15 protein-coding genes are annotated in these 17,749 nt (G+C 74.8%); 9 read left to right on the top strand and 6 right to left on the bottom strand.

Annotated elements, in window-relative coordinates:
* The first annotated feature begins 50 nt into the window (after positions 1-50).
* On the top strand, positions 51-632 hold the full coding sequence (locus tag OG802_RS06730; protein ID WP_329408133.1) for a GNAT family N-acetyltransferase: 582 nt from the start codon (positions 51-53) through the stop codon (positions 630-632).
* Positions 633-991: 359 nt separating this feature from the next.
* Here OG802_RS06730 and OG802_RS06725 read toward each other — a convergent pair whose 3' ends face one another.
* Positions 992-1,867, bottom strand: coding sequence for a siderophore-interacting protein (locus tag OG802_RS06725; RefSeq protein ID WP_329408131.1), 876 nt, complete (start codon positions 1,865-1,867; stop codon positions 992-994).
* A gap of 67 nt (positions 1,868-1,934) precedes the next feature.
* Positions 1,935-2,864, bottom strand: a complete 930-nt coding sequence (locus tag OG802_RS06720) for a 5'-3' exonuclease (protein ID WP_329416973.1) — start codon at positions 2,862-2,864, stop codon at positions 1,935-1,937.
* 205 nt (positions 2,865-3,069) lie between these two features.
* Here OG802_RS06720 and OG802_RS06715 point away from each other — a divergent pair, with 205 nt between their 5' ends.
* From OG802_RS06715 to OG802_RS06700, 4 genes are all read left to right on the top strand, one after another.
* Complete coding sequence (locus OG802_RS06715) at positions 3,070-4,152, top strand: quaternary amine ABC transporter ATP-binding protein (protein WP_329408129.1); 1,083 nt, start codon at positions 3,070-3,072, stop codon at positions 4,150-4,152.
* Positions 4,145-5,959 carry an ABC transporter permease/substrate binding protein gene (locus tag OG802_RS06710; protein ID WP_329408127.1) on the top strand — a complete coding sequence of 605 codons (1,815 nt, stop codon included), beginning with the start codon at positions 4,145-4,147 and terminating at the stop codon, positions 5,957-5,959. The genes OG802_RS06715 and OG802_RS06710 overlap by 8 nt, the downstream gene beginning before the upstream one ends.
* A gap of 512 nt (positions 5,960-6,471) precedes the next feature.
* The gene (locus OG802_RS06705; protein ID WP_329408125.1) at positions 6,472-7,077 is read left to right on the top strand and encodes a helix-turn-helix domain-containing protein; all 606 of its coding nucleotides are present in this window, start codon (positions 6,472-6,474) and stop codon (positions 7,075-7,077) included.
* A complete protein-coding gene (locus OG802_RS06700; protein ID WP_329408123.1) occupies positions 7,077-7,796 on the top strand; it encodes a helical backbone metal receptor in 720 nt (239 codons plus the stop codon). The genes OG802_RS06705 and OG802_RS06700 overlap by 1 nt, the downstream gene beginning before the upstream one ends.
* On the opposite strand, the gene OG802_RS06695 is transcribed toward OG802_RS06700, so the two are convergent.
* Positions 7,708-8,883 (bottom strand): TDT family transporter, encoded by a 1,176-nt coding sequence (locus OG802_RS06695; protein ID WP_329408121.1) that lies wholly within the window; start codon positions 8,881-8,883, stop codon positions 7,708-7,710. The genes OG802_RS06700 and OG802_RS06695 overlap by 89 nt on opposite strands.
* Before the next feature lie 70 nt (positions 8,884-8,953).
* On the opposite strand from OG802_RS06695, the gene OG802_RS06690 reads away from it, so the two are divergent.
* Complete coding sequence (locus OG802_RS06690; RefSeq protein WP_329408119.1) at positions 8,954-9,880, top strand: LysR family transcriptional regulator; 927 nt, start codon at positions 8,954-8,956, stop codon at positions 9,878-9,880.
* Positions 9,881-10,196: 316 nt separating this feature from the next.
* Here OG802_RS06690 and OG802_RS06685 read toward each other — a convergent pair whose 3' ends face one another.
* Both OG802_RS06685 and OG802_RS06680 read right to left on the bottom strand, forming a co-directional pair.
* Positions 10,197-10,964 carry a gamma-glutamyl-gamma-aminobutyrate hydrolase family protein gene (locus OG802_RS06685; protein ID WP_329408116.1) on the bottom strand — a complete coding sequence of 256 codons (768 nt, stop codon included), beginning with the start codon at positions 10,962-10,964 and terminating at the stop codon, positions 10,197-10,199.
* Between the two features lie 64 nt (positions 10,965-11,028).
* The gene (locus OG802_RS06680) at positions 11,029-11,763 is read right to left on the bottom strand and encodes a FadR/GntR family transcriptional regulator (RefSeq protein ID WP_329408114.1); all 735 of its coding nucleotides are present in this window, start codon (positions 11,761-11,763) and stop codon (positions 11,029-11,031) included.
* A gap of 265 nt (positions 11,764-12,028) precedes the next feature.
* Here OG802_RS06680 and OG802_RS06675 point away from each other — a divergent pair, with 265 nt between their 5' ends.
* The 3 genes from OG802_RS06675 to OG802_RS06665 all read left to right on the top strand — a co-directional run bounded on the left by OG802_RS06675 (position 12,029) and on the right by OG802_RS06665 (position 15,611).
* The gene (locus OG802_RS06675) at positions 12,029-13,399 is read left to right on the top strand and encodes a glutamine synthetase family protein (protein ID WP_329408112.1); all 1,371 of its coding nucleotides are present in this window, start codon (positions 12,029-12,031) and stop codon (positions 13,397-13,399) included.
* A gap of 65 nt (positions 13,400-13,464) precedes the next feature.
* Positions 13,465-14,832, top strand: a complete 1,368-nt coding sequence (locus OG802_RS06670; protein ID WP_329416972.1) for an aldehyde dehydrogenase family protein — start codon at positions 13,465-13,467, stop codon at positions 14,830-14,832.
* Positions 14,829-15,611: a 3-oxoacyl-ACP reductase gene (locus tag OG802_RS06665; RefSeq protein WP_329408110.1), complete on the top strand. Its 783-nt coding sequence runs from the start codon at positions 14,829-14,831 to the stop codon at positions 15,609-15,611. Before OG802_RS06670 ends, OG802_RS06665 begins: the two co-directional genes overlap by 4 nt.
* A 16-nt stretch (positions 15,612-15,627) precedes the next feature.
* On the opposite strand, the gene OG802_RS06660 is transcribed toward OG802_RS06665, so the two are convergent.
* A complete protein-coding gene (locus OG802_RS06660) occupies positions 15,628-16,830 on the bottom strand; it encodes an amino acid deaminase/aldolase (RefSeq protein WP_329408108.1) in 1,203 nt (400 codons plus the stop codon).
* Positions 16,831-17,749: the final 919 nt, after the last annotated feature.

The following is a 17,749-nucleotide window of genomic DNA, read 5'->3' as shown; positions in this document are numbered from 1 at the left end:
GCGGGGGAAAACCCGTTGACTCCTCGTGAGCCGTCGGCAGGATGCGGATCATGCCCTACACAGTCGGCCCCGTCCTTCCCGCCGGAACCCTCTCGAGCGTGCCGCAGCCCGTGGTCCCCACCGGCGACGGCCTCCTCCTGCGCCCCTGGCGGCCCGACGACGCCCCCGCCGTCCACGACGCCTTCCAGGACCCGGCGATGCACCAGTGGCACGTCCGGGCCGCCGACTCCGTGGAGGAGGTGGCCGGCTGGATCAGGGAGTGGTGTGCGGCCTGGGAGGAGGAGCGCAGCGTCCAGTGGGCCGTCGTCGACGCCGGCGCCGGCGAGCTGCTGGGCCGGGTGGCGCTGCGCAGCATCCTGCTCGACGAGGGCGTCGCGGAGGTCGCGTACTGGACCGCGAGAGCGGCGCGCGGCCGGGGGGTCGCTCCCCGGGCCACGGCCGCCCTGGCCCGCTGGGCCCTCGACGAGGTCGGCTTCCACCGGCTCGAACTGCATCACGCCACCGCCAACGAGGCCTCCTGCCGGGTCGCCGGCAAGGCCGGTTTCACGTTCGAGGGCATCCGGCGCAGCGCCTGCCTCCATCCGGACGGCTGGCACGACATGCACCTCCACGCGCGCGTGCAGGGCGACTGAGCGGGGCGACCGGACGGGTCGGCCGAGCGGCCGTGCAGCGGGTGAGCCTCGCACGCACGGGTGCACGCGCGCGCGTGCGTGCGGGCCGGCGCGGGGCCGGTACGGGTGGGTCGTCCTGCCGGCGTTCGGCGTTCGGCTCGCGGCCGGGGCGGGTCACCGGTGCGCGGGACGCGGGACGTTGGGGAGACGGCCCTCGGGGAGGGCGAGGGCGTTCGGCCGGGACATGGGGGGGGCCGGGGGCCGGCGTACCGTGCGGCGGCCGGGGCGGTCGTGGGCGGGGTGCGCGCCGGCGGGCGCGGGGGTTCGGCAGGCGCGGCGGGCGGCCCGCCGCTGCGGGTGCGGGCCGCCGTCCGCCGGGGTCACGCGGTCGGCGTCGCGCCCTGCCGCTCCTGCTCCTGCTCCTGCTCCGGTTCCTGTTCCTGCTCGACGCGGGCGTTCCACTCGCGCTTGGTGGCCTGCCAGCCGTCCTCGTCGTGGCCGAGCCGCCAGTAGCCGGAGATCGACAGGTCCTCGCGGGGGACCGCCCGCTCGACGCGCAGCAGCTTGCGCAGCTCCTTCACGCAGGCGGCCTCGCCGTGCACGAACGCGTGCAGGCGGCCCTCCGGGAAGGGCAGCGCCCGCACGGCCTCGACGAGCCGTTCGCCGGCCGGCCGCCCGCCGCGGTGCAGCCAGACGACCTCCACGTCGGACTCGATCTTCTGCTCCTCCTCCGGGCCCGCCACCTCGATGAAGGCGTGGGCGAGGGCGCCGGCGGGGAGCGACTCCAGGGCGGCCGCGATGGCGGGCAGGGCGCTCTCGTCGCCGGCCAGCAGATGCCAGTCGGCGGCCGGGTCGGGCGCGTAGGCGCCGCCGGGGCCCATGAAGCGGACCGTCTCGCCGGGCCGCACGCGCGTCGCCCACGGTCCGGCCAGGCCCTCGTCGCCGTGGATCACGAAGTCCAGGGTCAGTTCACGGTGTCCGGCGTCCCAGTGGCGCACGGTGTACGTCCGGGTCACGGGCCAGTGCTCGCGAGGGAACTCGGCGCGGATCCGGTCCAGGTCGAACGGCTCCGGATAGGTGACGCCCTCGGGGCCGAAGAGGAGTTTCACGTAGTGGTCGGTGCACGTGTCCGCGGCGAACCCGGCCAGGCCCTCGCCGCCGAGGACGACGCGCTGCATGTGCGGGGTCAGCCGTTCGGTGCGGACGACCTGCGCGGAGTGAGGCTTGCGCGGCTTCCGTGCCGGACGTTCTGCCATGACGGCCTCCCATGTCGATGTAGTTAGGTTAACCTAAGTTAGCATCGCTTTCGGGGTGCGCCCCCGTTCAGGACGCCAGGGTCGTCAGCAGCCGCTGCAACGATCCACCGAGCCCCCAGCGCTGCGCCAGCGCCTCCAGTGTCGCCCCGTCCCGCGGCGTGCGCGGCAGCGCGGTCGTCACCTCCGGCAGGGGCACGTCGCCGGCGACCTTGACCACCTTCGGCGCGACCGCCACGTACGGCCGGGCCTCGTCCAGCCGCTTGCGCTGCGACGGCGTCAGCCTGGCCCCGCGGTCGTCGACGGCCGCCATGATCCCGGCCAGGTCGCCGAACTCGGCCAGCAGTTTCGCCGCGGTCTTCTCCCCGATCCCCGGCACGCCCGGCAGTCCGTCGCTCGGGTCGCCGCGCAGCAGCGCCAGGTCGGCGTACCCGGGACCGTCGACGCCGTACTTCTCGCGCAGCCACGCCTCGTCCGTGATCTGCAACGTGCCGACGCCCTTGAGCGGGTACAGCACGCGCACCCCGCGCGCGTCGTCCACCAGCTGGTACAGGTCGCGGTCTCCGGTGACGATGTCCACCGGGCCCTTGGCGATTCCGGTGAACGTGCCGATCACGTCGTCCGCCTCGTAGCCCGCGACGCCCACGCGCGCGATGCCGAGCGCGTCCAGGACCGCCTCGATGACCGGCACCTGCGGCGAGAGCGCGTCCGGCACCTCCTCCTCGTCCGGTCCGCCCGCGCGCTCCTCGGCGACGCGGTGCGCCTTGTAGGAGGGGATCAGGTCCACCCGCCACTGGGGCCGCCAGTCGGCGTCCATGCAGGCGACGAGCTCGTCCGGCCGGTGGTCCTTCACCAGCCGGTCGATGAAGTCCAGCAGCCCGCGCACGGCGTTCACCGGAGTGCCGTCCGGCGCCCGCACGGAGTCCGGGACGCCGAAGTAGGCGCGGAAGTAGAGCGAGGCGGTGTCGAGGAGCATCAGTCGTCCGGTCACGCCACGCATCATGCCGCACACGCGCACGCGTGACGGCCGTGTATTCACTCCCGTGGCAGACGTGAACGTCCGGCGCGCCTTCTGTGAACTGAGCCACTGATGCGTTTGCTCCCGGCCGGCCAGGGCAGGGGTCGCCGCGGAGCAGGGCGGGTCACCCCGCCGGCCGTCTGCGGTCGCCCACTGCTCCGGTCCCGTCCCCCACCGAGAGGCACGCGTGTCATCCAGGCTAGAGGCCGAGCATCTGCACAAGGTGTTCGGCAGACGACCGGAGCAGGCCGTCGAACGGCTCCGCGCGGGAGCCGACCGTGCGCAGCTGCGCGCGGAGGGCGCCACGGCCGCCGTCGTCGACGCGTCCTTCACGGTGCGGCCGGGACAGATCTTCGTCGTGATGGGCCTGTCCGGATCCGGCAAGTCCACCCTGCTGCGCATGCTCAACGGGCTGCTGGAGCCGACCGCCGGGCGCGTCCTCTTCGACGGCCAGGACCTCACCGCGCTCAGCGACCGCGAACTGCGCGAGGTCCGCGCGCGGAAGATCAGCATGGTCTTCCAGCACTTCGCGCTCTTCCCGCACCGCACGGTCCTCGACAACGTCGCCTACGGACTGGCCGTCCAGGGCGTCCCGCGCCGCGAGCGCGAGGAACGCGCGGCCGAGGCGCTGCGGCTGTGCGGCCTGGCCGGCTGGGAGACGTCCTGGCCGGACGAGCTGTCCGGCGGCATGCAGCAGCGGGTGGGGCTGGCCCGGGCCCTGGCCACCGACGCCGACCTGCTGCTCATGGACGAGTCGTTCAGCGCGCTCGACCCGCTGATCCGCCGCGACATGCAGGACCAGCTCCTCACCCTCCAGCAGACGCTGAAGAAGACCATCGTCTTCATCACCCACGACCTCAACGAGGCCATGCGCCTGGGCGACCGCATCGCCGTCATGCGCGACGGCCGCATCGTGCAGACGGGCACGGCCGAGGACATCCTGCTGCGCCCCGCGGACGACTACGTCTCCTCCTTCATCCAGGACGTCGACCGCGCGCGGGTGCTGACCGCCTCCGCCGTCATGGACACCGCGGTCCGCGGCGACGAGGCCGACTGCGGCTGCCGGACGGCCGCCCCCGACACCCCGTTCACCGCGCTGTGCGCGCTCAGCGCCCGTCTGCCGCACCCGGTCGCCGTCGTCGACGGCGGGCGGCTCGTCGGCGTCGTGCCGCGGCAGCGCCTGGTGCGCTTCCTGGGCGACGGACAGGACGACGAGGCCGCCTGCGCCGGCCCGCGCGGCACCGGGGAGAAGGTGACCGCCCGTGCCTAGGCTCCACCTCGGCGACTGGGTCGACTCCGGCGTCGACTGGCTCGTCACCCACATGTCCTGGCTCTTCGACGCCGTCAAGGCGGTCGTCGAAGGCATGTACGACGGCCTGGACGCCGTTCTCACCGCCCCCGAACCGCTCCTCCTGGCCGGCATCCTCGCGGTGCTCGCCTGGTGGCTGCGCGGCCTGGTCGCGGGCCTCCTGACCTTCGCCGGGTTCGCCCTGATCGACTCCCTCGCGCTGTGGGACGAGGCCATGTCGACGCTGTCGCTGGTGCTCGTCGCCACGCTGATCGCCCTGGCGGCCGCCGTCCCGCTCGGCATCTGGGCCGCCCGCTCCAGGGCCGTCAGCGCGACCCTGCGCCCGGTGCTGGACCTCCTCCAGACGATGCCGTCGATGGTCCTGCTCATCCCCGCCATCCTGTTCTTCGGCATGGGGGTCCCGGCGGGCGTCGTCGCCACCCTGATCTTCGCGCTCGCCCCCGGCGTGCGGATGACCGAGCTGGGCATCCGCCAGGTGGACGGCGACCTCGTGGAGGCGGCCGAGGCGTTCGGCACCACGCCCCGCGACACCCTGCTGCGCGTGCAGCTGCCGCTCGCCCTGCCGACGATCATGGCGGGCGTCAACCAGGTCATCATGCTGGGCCTGTCGATGGTCGTCATCGCCGGCATGGTCGGCACCGGCGGCCTCGGCGGCGCCGTCAACGAGGCCATCGGCCGGCTCGACATCGGCCTCGGCTTCGAGGCGGGCCTGGGCATCGTCGTCCTCGCCGTCTACCTGGACCGGATGACCGGCGCCCTCGGCACCCGGATCTCCCCGCTCGGCCGCCGCACCGCCGCCAAGGCCCGGGCCACCGTGTGGACGCACCGTCCGCGCCCCGCCGTCGCCGTGGTCGGCGTGGTCGTCCTCGCCCTGGTCGCCGGCGGCATGGGCGTGTTCGGCTCCCCCTCCGGCACCGCCGAGGCATCGGCCTCCGACGTCGGCAAGGGCGAGGAGATCAAGATCGGCTACATCCCGTGGGACGAGGGCATCGCCTCCACCTACCTCTGGAAGGAACTCCTGGAGGAACGCGGCTTCGAGGTCACCGCCGCCCAGTACGCCGCCGGCCCCCTCTACACGGGCGTGGCCACCGGCCAGATCGACTTCCAGACCGACGCCTGGCTGCCCACCACCCACGCCGAGTACTGGAAGAAGTACGGCGACCGGCTCGACGACCTCGGCTCCTGGTACGGCCCCACCTCACTGGAGCTCGCCGTCCCCTCGTACGTCAAGGACGTGAACTCCCTCGCGGACCTGAAGAGCCACGCCTCCGAGTTCGGCGGCAGGATCACCGGCATCGAGCCCAGCGCCGGGATGATGGGCCTGCTCAAGGACAAGGTCATGGGCGCGTACGGCCTCGACGGCGCCTACACGGTCGTCGACGGCTCCACGCCCGCGATGCTCGCCGAGCTCAAGCGCGCGTACGCCGCGAAGAAGCCGATCGCCGTCACGCTGTGGTCGCCGCACTGGGCGTACAGCGACTACGACCTGAAGAAGCTCAAGGACCCCCGGGGCGCCTGGGGCAAGGGCGACGGCGTGCACACCGTGGCGCGGCGGGGCCTCGCCGCCGACCACCCCCAGGTCGGGAAGTGGCTCAAGGACTTCCGGATGACCGAGGCCCAGCTCACCGGTCTGGAGGCGCTGATCCAGAAGGCCGGCAAGGGCAAGGAGCAGGACGCGGTACGGACCTGGCTGAAGGACAACCCCGCGCTCGTCGACCGGTGGGTACCGGTCGCCGGCTCGGGGCAGGAGAGCCGGGCGGCCCGGTGACCTGACAGCACCGCGGCCGTCCGCCGAGGGGCGGGCGCCGGCGCACGGCCTCACGGCCCGCGCCGGGGCCCGCCCCTCGGGCCGTCCGGATCCCCTCCCGCCCCCGTTCGGCGTGCTTTCGCCCAGGAGTCCGGCACGCACGCGTGCCGGGATCCGAGGGGCCCGCGCGCGGGCGGCCCGACGGGAGGAATTCGGCCAACCACGCAGAGCTACACTCATCCCCGAGCCGGTCCGCCGGTGACGCCGGGGACGGGCGGGAACACCGGGGGCCGCTCGCGCATTGAACCGGAGAACGGGAGAGCCGCGCCGCACCCGCCGTTTCCGGGCCCGGAGCGACTGGCGTGAACTGTGGGGTCCCGTGTCACCCCGTGCGTCCTCGATGTGACGGGCACATGAAACGGTTTGCCGAACATGCATAGGGTGCAGAGAACTCAGCAGTGACCTCGGCGCAGGATGTGCCCGAGGACCCGGCGGACACACGGCGTCGACGAGCGAAGGAGGGAGCCGGAGCGATGGGCGACCACAAAGAACAGCCCCTGCGGGTGGGCGCGGCCGTGCGCCGCCGGCGCCGCTCCCTGGAGCTGACCCTCGCCGTCGTGGCCGAGCGCAGCGGCCTGTCGGTGCCCTTCCTGAGCCAGATCGAGAACGACCGCGCGCGGCCCAGCACCGGTTCCCTGGAGAAGGTCGCCGACGCGCTGCGCACCACCGCGGTCGAGCTCCTCGCCGCCGCCGACCCGGCGTGCAGCGTGGACGTCGTGCGGGCCGAGGTCGTCGAGGCCGCCGGACAGCTCCCCGGGCAGACGCCCGACGCGGAGCCCCGCTCCCGTTCCCTGGTGCGCGGGCACCACCAGATGCACGCCTCCGAGTTCACCGGCGACCACGACGCCGGCCGCGAGTTCCAGTACCGCAACGACCAGTTGATGTACGTCGCCGACGGCGCGGTGGAGATCGAGGCGGAGGGCCGCGCCTACCGCCTCGGCCGCGGCGACACCCTCTACCTCACCGGCGGCGTCCGCCACCGCTGGCGGGCGACCGTGGCCGACACCCGCGTGGTCGTCGTCGCCGTGGCCGAGCACATCGAGGCGGTCCGCGACCGGGACCGGGGACGGAAGCGGTAGTGCGGGTCGTCTCCCTGGTGCCGTCGCTCACCGAGGCCGTCGCCGTCACCGTGCCCGGCGCCCTGGTCGGGGCCACCGACTGGTGCAGCCACCCGGCCGGTCTCGACGTCACCCGGATCGGCGGCACGAAGAACCCCGACGTCGAGCGGATCGCCACGCTCGCCCCCGATCTGGTGATCGCCAACGAGGAGGAGAACCGGGAGCCCGACCTGACCGCCCTGCGGGCGGCCGGGCTGCGGGTCCTGGTGACGGAGGTCCGGAACGTCCCGCAGGCCTTCCGCGAGCTGTCGCGGGTCCTCGACGCCTGCGGCGGGCCGTCCCGGCCGGACTGGCTGGCGCGCGCCGAACGGGCCTGGGCGGCGCCGCCGCCGCTCGCCGGGCGCCGTACGGCCGTCGTGCCGATCTGGCGCCGCCCCTGGATGGTCCTGGGCCGGGACACCTTCGCGGGCGACGTGCTGGCCCGTCTCGGCGTCGACCACCTCCACGCCGCTCACGCCGAGCGCTATCCGCGCGTCCCGCTCGCGGACCTGCGGGCGGCCGCGCCGGACCTCGTCGTGCTGCCGGACGAGCCGTACCGCTTCACCGCCGACGACGGCCCCGAGGCCTTTCCGGGAGTGCCGTGCGCGCTGGTCAGCGGACGGCACCTGACGTGGTACGGGCCGTCGCTCGCGGAGGCTCCGCGGGCGCTGGGCGAGGCGCTGCGAGCAGCTCACCGCTGAGCAGCCCGCGCACGGTGTGCCGGGCGGCGACGCCCCAGGCGGCGACCAGCAGCAGGTACAGCGCGCAGGCGAGCACGTCGAAGGCGACCAGCCCGGTGTGCCGGGCCAGCACCGCCGTCCCGGTCACACAGGTGCCGACCGGGAAGGTGAACGCCCACCACGTCATCGTGAACCCCATCCCGTGTCGGCGGGCCCGCGCCACATGGGCGCCGGACAGGCACAGCCACAGCAGGGCGAAGCCCATGACCGGCACCCCGTACAGCACGGCGAGACCGCCGAGCCCCGCGAGGCCGTGGCCGTCCGCCCCCGGCACCACACCGGGAGCGACCTCGGCGAACCTCCCGACGGCGGTCGTGGACTGTCCGAGCGGCCCCAGCACGAGGAACAGGGCCGGGGTGAGCGCGAGGGGCAGCGGCCCGCCGGTCAGCAGCCGCCCGAACACCAGCGGCAGCATGACGAACGTGGCCAGCAGGCTCAGCCCGAACATGGCGAGGCACGCGTACAGCAGCGTCAGCCGCGGCTGCCCGGCCGGCAGGAACGGCGCCAGCGACGGGCCGAGCGCCGCGGACACCATCGGCGCGACCAGCGGCAGCAGCCACACCGGCGTGGCCTGCGAGACCGTCACCCGGTGCCGCACGGCCATCAGGTAGGGCACGGCGACGGCGGCCGCGAGGGCGACGACCGTGCCGACGGTGAACAGCACGGCGTCCACGGCGACCGCGGCGTCGACGCCGATCCAGTCCCGGCCCACGGCGAGCGTGCCGCCGCCGACGGCGAGCAGCGCCATCGCGAGACAGCCGTAGAACGGGGCCGCCGCTGGGTCGAGGAGGTGCGCGCGGGCCTGGTCGCGATGGTGGCGCCAGTGCAGCGCGCGGGCGGCGAGCAGTGCCGCCAGCAGGGCCAGGGAGAGCGCCCAGAATCCCGCGCACAGCGGCCGCAGTCCCGGCGCCCGCACCGGCAGGGCGACGCCCGCGGTCGCGACGATGGCGGTGCCCATGACCGTGGCGTACCAGTTCGGTCCGAGGTGACGGACGGCGTCGGTGCGCGGACGGGGCAGGACGGACGAGGGCTGGGCGACGGTGACCATGCCTCCACGTTCGCCCGGGAACGCGCCCGCGACCAGGGAGGATGTCTCTATGGGGGCATAAGCTGGGCTTATGGGCAGTGTGGAGGAAGAGCGGCTGGACGGCGGTGGCTCGATCGCGCACCGGGTCCCGGACCTGGGCGCGCTGGAGCTGCTGCTGGCGGTGGCCCGGCTCGGCAGCCTGGGCGCGGCCGCGCGGGAGCTGGGCATCACCCAGCCCGCCGCGAGCAGCCGGATCCGCTCCATGGAGCGCCAGTTGGGCGTGGCGCTGGTGGACCGCTCGCCGCGCGGCTCCCGGCTCACCGACGCGGGCGCGCTGGTCACGGACTGGGCCGGGCGGATCGTCGAGGCGGCGCGGGCCTTCGACGCGGGGGCGCGGGCGCTGCGGGACCGGCGGGACTCGCGCCTGCGGGTGGCGGCCAGCATGACGATCGCCGAGTACCTGCTGCCCGGCTGGCTGCTCGCGCTGCACGCCCGACGGCCGGACACGGCGGTGTCGCTGCTCGCGGGCAACTCGGCGGCCGTCGCGGAGCGGTTGCTGGCGGGGGAGGCGGACCTCGGGTTCGTGGAGGGGCTCACGGCGCCGGCCGGACTGGACTCCGCCGTGATCGCGCACGACCGTCTCGTGGTCGTCGTCGCGCCCGGCCACCCGTGGGCCCGCCGCCGCGGGCCGCTGGACGCCGCCGAGCTGGCCTCGACGCCGCTGATCCTGCGGGAGAGGGGGTCGGGCACCCGGCAGGTCCTCGACACGGCCCTGGGCGGTCTGGCCCGCCCGCTCATCGAGCTGTCGTCGACGACGGCCGTGAAGGCGGCGGCGGTGAGCGGGGCCGGCCCGGCGGTGCTGAGCGAACTCGCCGTGGGCGAGGAACTGGCTCGGCGGCGGCTGGTGGCGATACCGGTGGACGGGGTCCCGCTGGCCCGGGACCTGCGCGCCGTGTGGCCCACCGGGCACCGCCCCGCCGGCCCGGCGCGGGAACTCCTGGCCCTGACCCGCGGCTGAGCCCCGGAACGGGGCCCGCGGCTGAGGCTGGGAGCGGAGGCCCGCACCCGCATCCCGGAGCTGAGGCCGGGAGCGCAGGCCCGCAGCCGAGACCGGGAGCGGGGACGGAGCCGGGACCGGCGGTCGGGGGCGCGGCGCCGGGACCGCAGTCCGGGGCGCGGAGCCGGGACCGGCGCGCGAGGCGGGAAGCCGGGACCGGCGCGCGAGGCGGGGAGCCGGGACCGGCGCGCGAGGCGGGGAGGCGGGACCCGCTCTCGGAGCGCGGAGCCGGGCCCCCCAGCCAGGGCCGCCGTCGTCCGGCGTCCGGTGCCGGGCCTCAGGAGGCCGGGGCTGCCTGCCGGGCGGCGGAGCGGGAGGCGGCGGCGGTGACCAGGGCGCGCATCACCCGGACGTCCTCGCCCATCTCCGGATGCCACTGCACCCCGAGCACCCAGCCGTCGGCCGAGGGCAGTTCGACGGCCTCCACGGTGCCGTCCGCCGCGTGCGCCGACGCGACGAGGCCCGCGCCCAGACGGTCCACCGCCTGGTGGTGGTAGGCGGGGACGGAGGCCCGCTCCGGGACCAGAGCGGCGTAGAGCGTGCCCGGGACCGGCTCGACCGGGTGGCGGCCGACGACGCCCACGGCCTCCACGTGCCCGTCGAGGTGCTGGGTCAGGGTGCCGCCGAGGGCGACGTTCAGGAGCTGCATGCCGCGGCAGACGCCGAGCAGCGGCAGCCCGGCCGCCAGCGCCGCGTCGATCAGGGCCAGCTCCCACGCGTCGCGCTCCGGCGCCGGCGGCCCGGTGCGGGGATCGCGCCGCGCGCCGTACCGGCCGGGTTCGACGTCGGGGCCGCCCGCGATCACCAGGGCGTCGACGCGGGCCACGGCCGCCGCCGCGTGGGCGGGCGCGTCCGGCGGAAGCATCGCGGCCAGTCCGCCGGCCCGCTGCACGAGCCGCGGATACCCGGCGGGCAGGAGCGCCGCGTCCAGCTCCCACACGCCCCAGCGCGCGCCCGGCTCCAGATATGTGCTGACGCCGATCAGCGGCCTGCCGCCCGCCGCTTGGCCGGTCCCGGACGCCGTCGCCCGCGCCGTAGTCGTCATGTGCCCCTCCGGCCGTTCAATGGACCGCCTTCATACCATTGCGCGATCCCTTCGTGGGCGCGCCTCAGGTCAGGAAGCCCCGGAGCAGGGCCGCCGTCCCGGCGCAGTGCTCCCGCATCATCTCCCGCGCGCCGTCCGCGTCGCCGTCCAGCACCGCCTCCACCAGAGCCGTGTGCTGGCGCTGGGAGTGCTCCAGATTGCGCACGAGGAGCGGTATGCAGTCCAGCAGGCCGTTCACGGTGGCCCGCACCGACGCGTACTGCGCGGTCAGCGAGGGCGAGCCGCACAGCTCGGCCAGGGTCAGGTGGAGCAGCGTGTCCCGGCGCCGGTACTCGGCCAGCGGGGCGTCCGCCGTGCCGGCCAGGGCCTCGCGCAGCCGCCCCGCCCGCTCGCCGCTCAGACCGTGCGCGGCGCACAGTCCCGCCGCGCCCACCTCCAGCACCTCCCGGAAGCGCAGCACGTCCTCGATGTCCGTCCCCGCGACGCGCCGCCGCAGCTCGTCCTCGCCGCCCGCGTCCGTGCGCGGCAGCACGAACGTGCCGCCGTAGCGGCCCCGGCGGGCCTCGACCAGGCCCTGGTCCTGGAGGACCCTGAGCACCTCGCGCAGCGTCACCCGGCTGACGCCGAGCCGCTCGGCCAGCATCCGCTCGGCCGGCAGCCGTCCGCCCCCCGGCACCAGACCCAGCCGGAGGATCTGAAGGATCTGCTCCAGCGCCTCCTCGAAGCCGTTGCCGGCCCGCACCGGCCGCAGCACCGGGGCCAGCCGGTCGTCCGGTCCGCCGTCAGCACTCAGCGCCATCAGGCCGCGCCCCCTTCCCAAGCAATGGTTCTCGGCAATACCTTATGGCCACCGGCCGCGGGCCGACCCGCAGAAGGCGACAGAAGCAAGGAAAAGCAAGGAAGCCAGCAAGCCAGCAAGCCAGCAAGCCAGCAAGCCAGCAAGCCAGCAAGCCAGGAAGCCAGGAAGCCAGCAAGCCAGCAAGCCAGCAAGCCAGCAAGCCAGGAAGCCAGGAAGCCAGCAAGCCAGCAAGCCAGGAAGCCAGGAAGCCTGAGGAGGCCCTCCCGTGGCAGACCGCACACCCCCGCTCGCCGTCGAGGAACTGCGCGCCCTCGTCGCGGGCGGTGAGATCGACACCGTCGTCCTCGCCTTCCCCGACATGCAGGGGCGGCTCCAGGGCAAGCGGTTCGCCGCCGGCTTCTTCCTCGACGAGGTCCTCCCGCACGGCACCGAGGGCTGCAACTACCTCCTCGCCGTCGACACCGACATGAACACCGTCGACGGCTACGCCATGTCCTCCTGGGACAGCGGCTACGGCGACTTCGCCATGCGTCCCGACCTGTCCACCCTGCGGCGCGTGCCCTGGAACGCCGGCACGGCGATGCTCATCGCCGACCTGGCCTGGCACGACGGCTCGCCCGTGACCGCCGCCCCGCGCCAGATCCTGCGCCGCCAGCTGGAGCGCCTGGCCGGGCACGGCCTCACCGCACAGGTCGGCACCGAGCTGGAGTTCATCGTCTTCAAGGACAGCTACGAGGCCGCCTGGGACGCGAACTACCGGGGCCTCACCCCGGCCAACCAGTACAACGTCGACTACTCGGTGCTCGGCACCGGCCGCGTCGAGCCGCTGCTGCGCCGCATCCGCAACGAGATGGCCGGCGCCGGGCTCACCGTCGAGTCCGCCAAGGGCGAGTGCAACCCCGGCCAGCACGAGATCGCCTTCCGCTACGACGAGGCCCTCGTCACCTGCGACCAGCACGCGATCTACAAGACCGGCGCCAAGGAGATCGCCGCCCAGGAGGGCGTCTCCCTGACCTTCATGGCCAAGTACAACGAGCGCGAGGGCAACTCCTGCCACATCCACCTCTCGCTCACCGACGCCGACGGCGCCAACGTCATGGCCGGCACGGCCGGCGACCCGGACGGCATGTCGCCGACCATGCGCCACTTCCTCGCCGGACAACTCGCCGCCCTGCGCGACTTCTCCTTGCTCTACGCCCCCAACATCAACTCCTACAAGCGGTTCCAGCCCGGCTCCTTCGCCCCGACCGCCGTCGCCTGGGGACACGACAACCGCACCTGCGCGCTGCGGGTCGTCGGCCACGGCCGCTCCATGCGCTTCGAGAACCGGCTGCCGGGCGGCGACGTCAACCCGCACCTCGCCGTCGCCGGACTGATCGCCGCGGGCCTGCACGGCGTCGAGCGGAAACTGGAACTGCCCGAGGCCTGCGCCGGCAACGCCTACACCGCCGACTACGCGCACGTGCCCACCACCCTGCGCGAGGCCGCCGCGCTCTGGGAGAACAGCCCGATCGCACGGGACGCCTTCGGCGAGGAGGTCGTCGCCCACTACCGCAACATGGCACGCGTCGAGCTGGCCGCCTTCGACGCCGCGGTCACCGACTGGGAACTGCGCCGCTCCTTCGAACGCCTGTGAAAGGCCCCGACGTGTCCCACCCGCACCCGCAGTCCACCGGCGAACAGCCCCCGACCGGGCCGCCGTTGCCGCACGAACTGACCGTCCTCGACCCGTCCACCGAGGCCGTCGTCGCCACCGTCGCGGCCGCCTCCCCGGCCGACGTCGACCGCGCCGTCACCCGCGCGGGCGCCGCCCAGGCCCGCTGGGCCGCCGCGGCACCCGCCGACCGGGCCCGGCTGCTGCGCCGCTTCGCCGACGCCGTCGACGCCCACCGGGAGGAACTGGCCCTGCTGGAGGTCCGCGAGGCCGGCCATCTGCTCGGCAACGCCCGCTGGGAGGCCGGCAACGCCCGCGACCTGCTCCTCTACGCGGCCGGCGGCGTGGAACGGCTCCTGGGCCGGCAGATCCCCGCCCCCGGCGGCTGGAACGTCACCTTCCACGAGCCCCTCGGCGTGGTCGGCGTGATCGCCCCCTGGAACTTCCCCATGCCGATCGCCGCCTGGGGCTCCTTCCCCGCCCTCGCCGCGGGCAACGCCGTCGTCCTCAAACCCGCCGAGACCACCCCCCTCACCGCCCTGCGCCTGGCCGGGCTGGCCCTGGAGGCGGGCCTGCCCGAACACCTCTTCCAGGTGCTGCCCGGCCACGGCGCGATCACCGGACGGGCGCTCGTCGACCACCCCGGCGTCGCGAAGATCGTGTTCACCGGCTCCACCCGCACCGGCCGCGAGGTGATGCGGCGCTGCGCAGAACTGATCAAGCCCGTCACCCTCGAACTCGGCGGCAAGAGCCCCAACGTCGTCTTCGCCGACGCCGACCTGAAGGCCGCCGCCGACCCCTTCTCGTTCCTCGACAACTCCGGCCAGGACTGCTGCGCCCGCACCCGCATCCTCGTCCAGGAATCGGTGTACGACGAGGTCGCCGACCACCTCGCGCGCGAACTGGCCGCCGTCGTGGTCGGCGACCCGGCCGACGAGGCCACGCAGATGGGCCCGCTGATCTCCCGTCAGCAGGTGGACCGCGTACGGTCGTTCGTCCCCGACGACGCCGAGGCGCTGCGCGGCGGCGCACCCGAGGGCCCCGGCTTCTGGTTCCCGCCGACCGTCCTCACCGGCGCCGCGCCCGACTCGCCCGCCGCCCGCGAGGAGATCTTCGGCCCCGTGGCCGTCCTGCTCCCCTTCACCGACGAGGCGGACGCGATCCGGCTCGCCAACGACACCCCCTACGGCCTCTCCGGCTCCGTCTGGACCCGGGACGTGGGCCGCGCGCTGCGCGTCTCGCAGGCCGTGCGCGCCGGGAACCTGTCCGTCAACTCCCACTCCAGCGTCCGCTACTGGACCCCCTTCGGCGGCTACAAGCAGTCCGGCGTCGGCCGCGAGCTGGGTCCGGACGCCCTGACCGCCTTCACCGAGACCAAGAACGTCTTCATCAGCACGGAGGGCCCCGCACAGTGACCAGAGAGATCGTCTGCCGCCGGCTCGTCGGCCGCACCGCCGTCGTCACCGGAGCCGGCAGCGGCATCGGCCTCGCCACCGCCCGCCGGCTCGCCGCCGAAGGGGCGCACGTGGTCTGCGGCGACGTCGACGAGACCCGCGGCAGGGCCGCCGCCGAGGAAGCCGGCGGGCTCTTCGTGAAGGTCGACGTCACCGACCCCGAACAGGTCGAGGCGCTGTTCGAGGCCGCTCACGACACCTACGGCAGCGTCGACGTCGCGTTCAACAACGCCGGGATCTCCCCGCCCGACGACGACTCCATCCTGGAGACCGGCCTGGAGGCCTGGAAGCGGGTCCAGGAGGTCAACCTGACCTCCGTCTACCTGTGCTGCAAGGCCGCCATCCCCTACATGCGGCGCCAGGGCAGGGGCTCCATCATCAACACGGCGTCGTTCGTGGCGAGGATGGGCGCGGCGACCTCGCAGATCTCGTACACGGCGTCCAAGGGCGGCGTGCTGGCCATGTCCCGCGAACTCGGCGTGCAGTTCGCGCGGGAGGGCATCCGGGTCAACGCCCTGTGCCCCGGCCCGGTCAACACCCCCCTGTTGCAGGAGCTGTTCGCCAAGGACCCGGAGCGGGCCGCCCGCCGCCTGGTCCACATCCCGGTGGGCCGGTTCGCCGAGGCCGAGGAGATCGCCGCCGCCGTCGCCTTCCTGGCCAGCGACGACTCCTCCTTCGTCAACGCCACCGACTTCCTGGTGGACGGCGGGATCTCCGGCGCCTACGTGACGCCGCTGTAGTCCGCCCGCCGCCGGGTCACAGGAACGTCCGGCCCTCACCACGGTAGGTCGGCACGGTCGCCGTCACCGACTCGCCCTCGACGAGGTGCAGTTCGTCGAACCGCTCGCACAGCTCCCCGGCCTTCGCGTGCCGGAACCACACCTTGTCGCCGATCAGCAGATCGTCGGCGGGGGAGCCGATGAGCGGGGTCTGCACCTCGCCGGGGCCCTCCTGCGGGTCGTACCGCAGTCCCTCGGGCAGATACGGCACGGGCAGCCGGTCGGGCCCGGCGGCGCCGGAGGCGGGATACCCGCCGCCCAGCACGGTCACGATCCCCACCCCGGGCCGCCGCACGACGGGCTGCGCGAACAGCGCGGCCGGACGCCCGCTGAACGACGTGTAGTTGTCGAACAGGCGCGGCACGTACAGCCCCGACCCGGCCGCGATCTCCGTGACGGCGTCCTCGGCCGCCGTGTGCTGCACACTGCCGGTGCCGCCGCCGTTGACGAACTCCAAATCCGGGGCGACGGCCCGCACCGCGCGCACCACCGCGGCGCGCCGCTCGGCGAGCTCACGCCGCGCGGTGGCCTGCATCAGCCGGATCGCCCGGGAGCGCAGGGGCCGCCCCGCGAGGGAGTCGCCCACCCCGGCGATGTGCCCCTCGTACGCCATGATCCCCACGAGCGCGAACCCGGGCCGCCGGGACACCGCCCTCGCCACGTCCGCCACCTGGGCGGGGGAGTGCAGCGGGGAGCGCAGCGCCCCGACCCGCAGCCGCCCGCCGAGCAGCCTCAGCGACGTGTCCAACTCCAGGCAGACGCGGACCACTTCGGTCCCCTCGCCGCGCGCCGCGTCGATCAGATCCAGCTGGGCGACGTCGTCGATCATGACGGTGACCGCCGCGGCCAGCTTGGGATCGGCGGCCAGCTCGGCGAAGCCGGCACGGTCGGCCGACGGATAGGCGAGCAGGACGTCCTCGAAGCCCGAGCGGGCCAGCCACAGGGACTCGGCGAGGGTGAACGACATGATCCCGGCGAAGCCGTCCCTGGCCAGGACGCGCTCCAGGAGCGCCCGGCAGCGCACCGACTTGCTGGCGACGCGGATCGGCTTGCCCCCGGCCCGGCGGACCAGATCGTCGGCGTTGGCGTCGAAGGCCTCCAGGTCCACAAGGGCGAGAGGGGCGTCGAGATGGGCGGTGGCCCGGTCGTAACGGGCCCGGTCGGCGGCGCGCGCAGTCATGGACGCAGCCTGCCAGACAGGATTACCGCAGGGTAGGGGGACGTTCCGGGCAGAAGCCGCCGGCGGCCCGGACGGGTTCCCGTTTGCCGGGCGACAAGCCGTAGAGTGACGCGCACGCACGCAGGGACGGCTCCGGCCGGACGCCAGCGTCGGGATGCCGCTCCGCCCGTGCGGGTATGGCTGCCCGGAACGGACCGCCGCGTCCGCCCGGGCCGCGGGCGACGAGAACGACGGCCCGCGTACTGCAACGACGGCCCGCGGACGAGGAAACGGGGGGTGCATGAGCACGGAAGCACGCCGCGCCTCGGTCCCCCCGCGACCCGACGTGCCGCCCCGGCCGGACGTGCCGCCCCAGCCCGGCGTCCCCCCGCGCCCGGCGACCCCGCCCCGCCCGGCCCGCCCCCCGGCCCAGCCCCCGGCAGTCCCCACGCCTCCCGCGGGCCCCACGCCTCCTGCGGGCCCGGACAGCCCGCTGAACCCGGCAGGTCCGACGAGCCCGCCGCACCCCGCCGGCCCGTCGGACCCGGCGGACGCCGTCGGCGCGGACGGTCGCGCGACGGGCCGCCCCGCGACCGGCGGCCGACCGGAGCGCGAGCCCGCACCGCGTCCGGTCCCCGGCCGGCAGGAACGCCACTTCACGTCCCGGACCGCTCCGGCCGCGGCCGGGCCGGACGCCGCGCCCCGCGAGCCCTCCACCGGTCCGGCGCACCCGCCGACCGCCGAGCCCCGCGCGGACGACGGCGCCCCGGCCGCCTCCGGCACCGCCGGTCCCCCCTCCCGCACCGCCCCCCGCTTCGTCAGGCTGCGGGCCCAGCACACGGACGCCATGACCCCGCCCCCGCCGCCGCCCGCGTCGGCGCGCTTCCCGGACACCCCGCCCCGCCAGGGCCGTCCCGCCCCAGCCGTCCGGAGCGACGAA

The organism is Streptomyces sp. NBC_00704 (assembly GCF_036226605.1).
Taxonomy (GTDB): Bacteria; Actinomycetota; Actinomycetes; order Streptomycetales; family Streptomycetaceae; genus Streptomyces.
This window is presented reverse-complemented; position numbering and strand designations above follow the sequence as displayed.

Coding starts and splice junctions, on each gene's coding strand:
- OG802_RS06730 (WP_329408133.1), top strand. CDS start 51: ATGCCCTACACAGTCGGCCCCGTCCTTCCCGCCGGAACCCTCTCGAGC.
- OG802_RS06725 (WP_329408131.1), bottom strand. CDS start 1,867: ATGGCAGAACGTCCGGCACGGAAGCCGCGCAAGCCTCACTCCGCGCAG.
- OG802_RS06720 (WP_329416973.1), bottom strand. CDS start 2,864: ATGCGTGGCGTGACCGGACGACTGATGCTCCTCGACACCGCCTCGCTC.
- OG802_RS06705 (WP_329408125.1), top strand. CDS start 6,472: ATGGGCGACCACAAAGAACAGCCCCTGCGGGTGGGCGCGGCCGTGCGC.
- OG802_RS06695 (WP_329408121.1), bottom strand. CDS start 8,883: ATGGTCACCGTCGCCCAGCCCTCGTCCGTCCTGCCCCGTCCGCGCACC.
- OG802_RS06690 (WP_329408119.1), top strand. CDS start 8,954: ATGGGCAGTGTGGAGGAAGAGCGGCTGGACGGCGGTGGCTCGATCGCG.
- OG802_RS06685 (WP_329408116.1), bottom strand. CDS start 10,964: ATGACGACTACGGCGCGGGCGACGGCGTCCGGGACCGGCCAAGCGGCG.
- OG802_RS06680 (WP_329408114.1), bottom strand. CDS start 11,763: ATGGCGCTGAGTGCTGACGGCGGACCGGACGACCGGCTGGCCCCGGTG.
- OG802_RS06660 (WP_329408108.1), bottom strand. CDS start 16,830: ATGACTGCGCGCGCCGCCGACCGGGCCCGTTACGACCGGGCCACCGCC.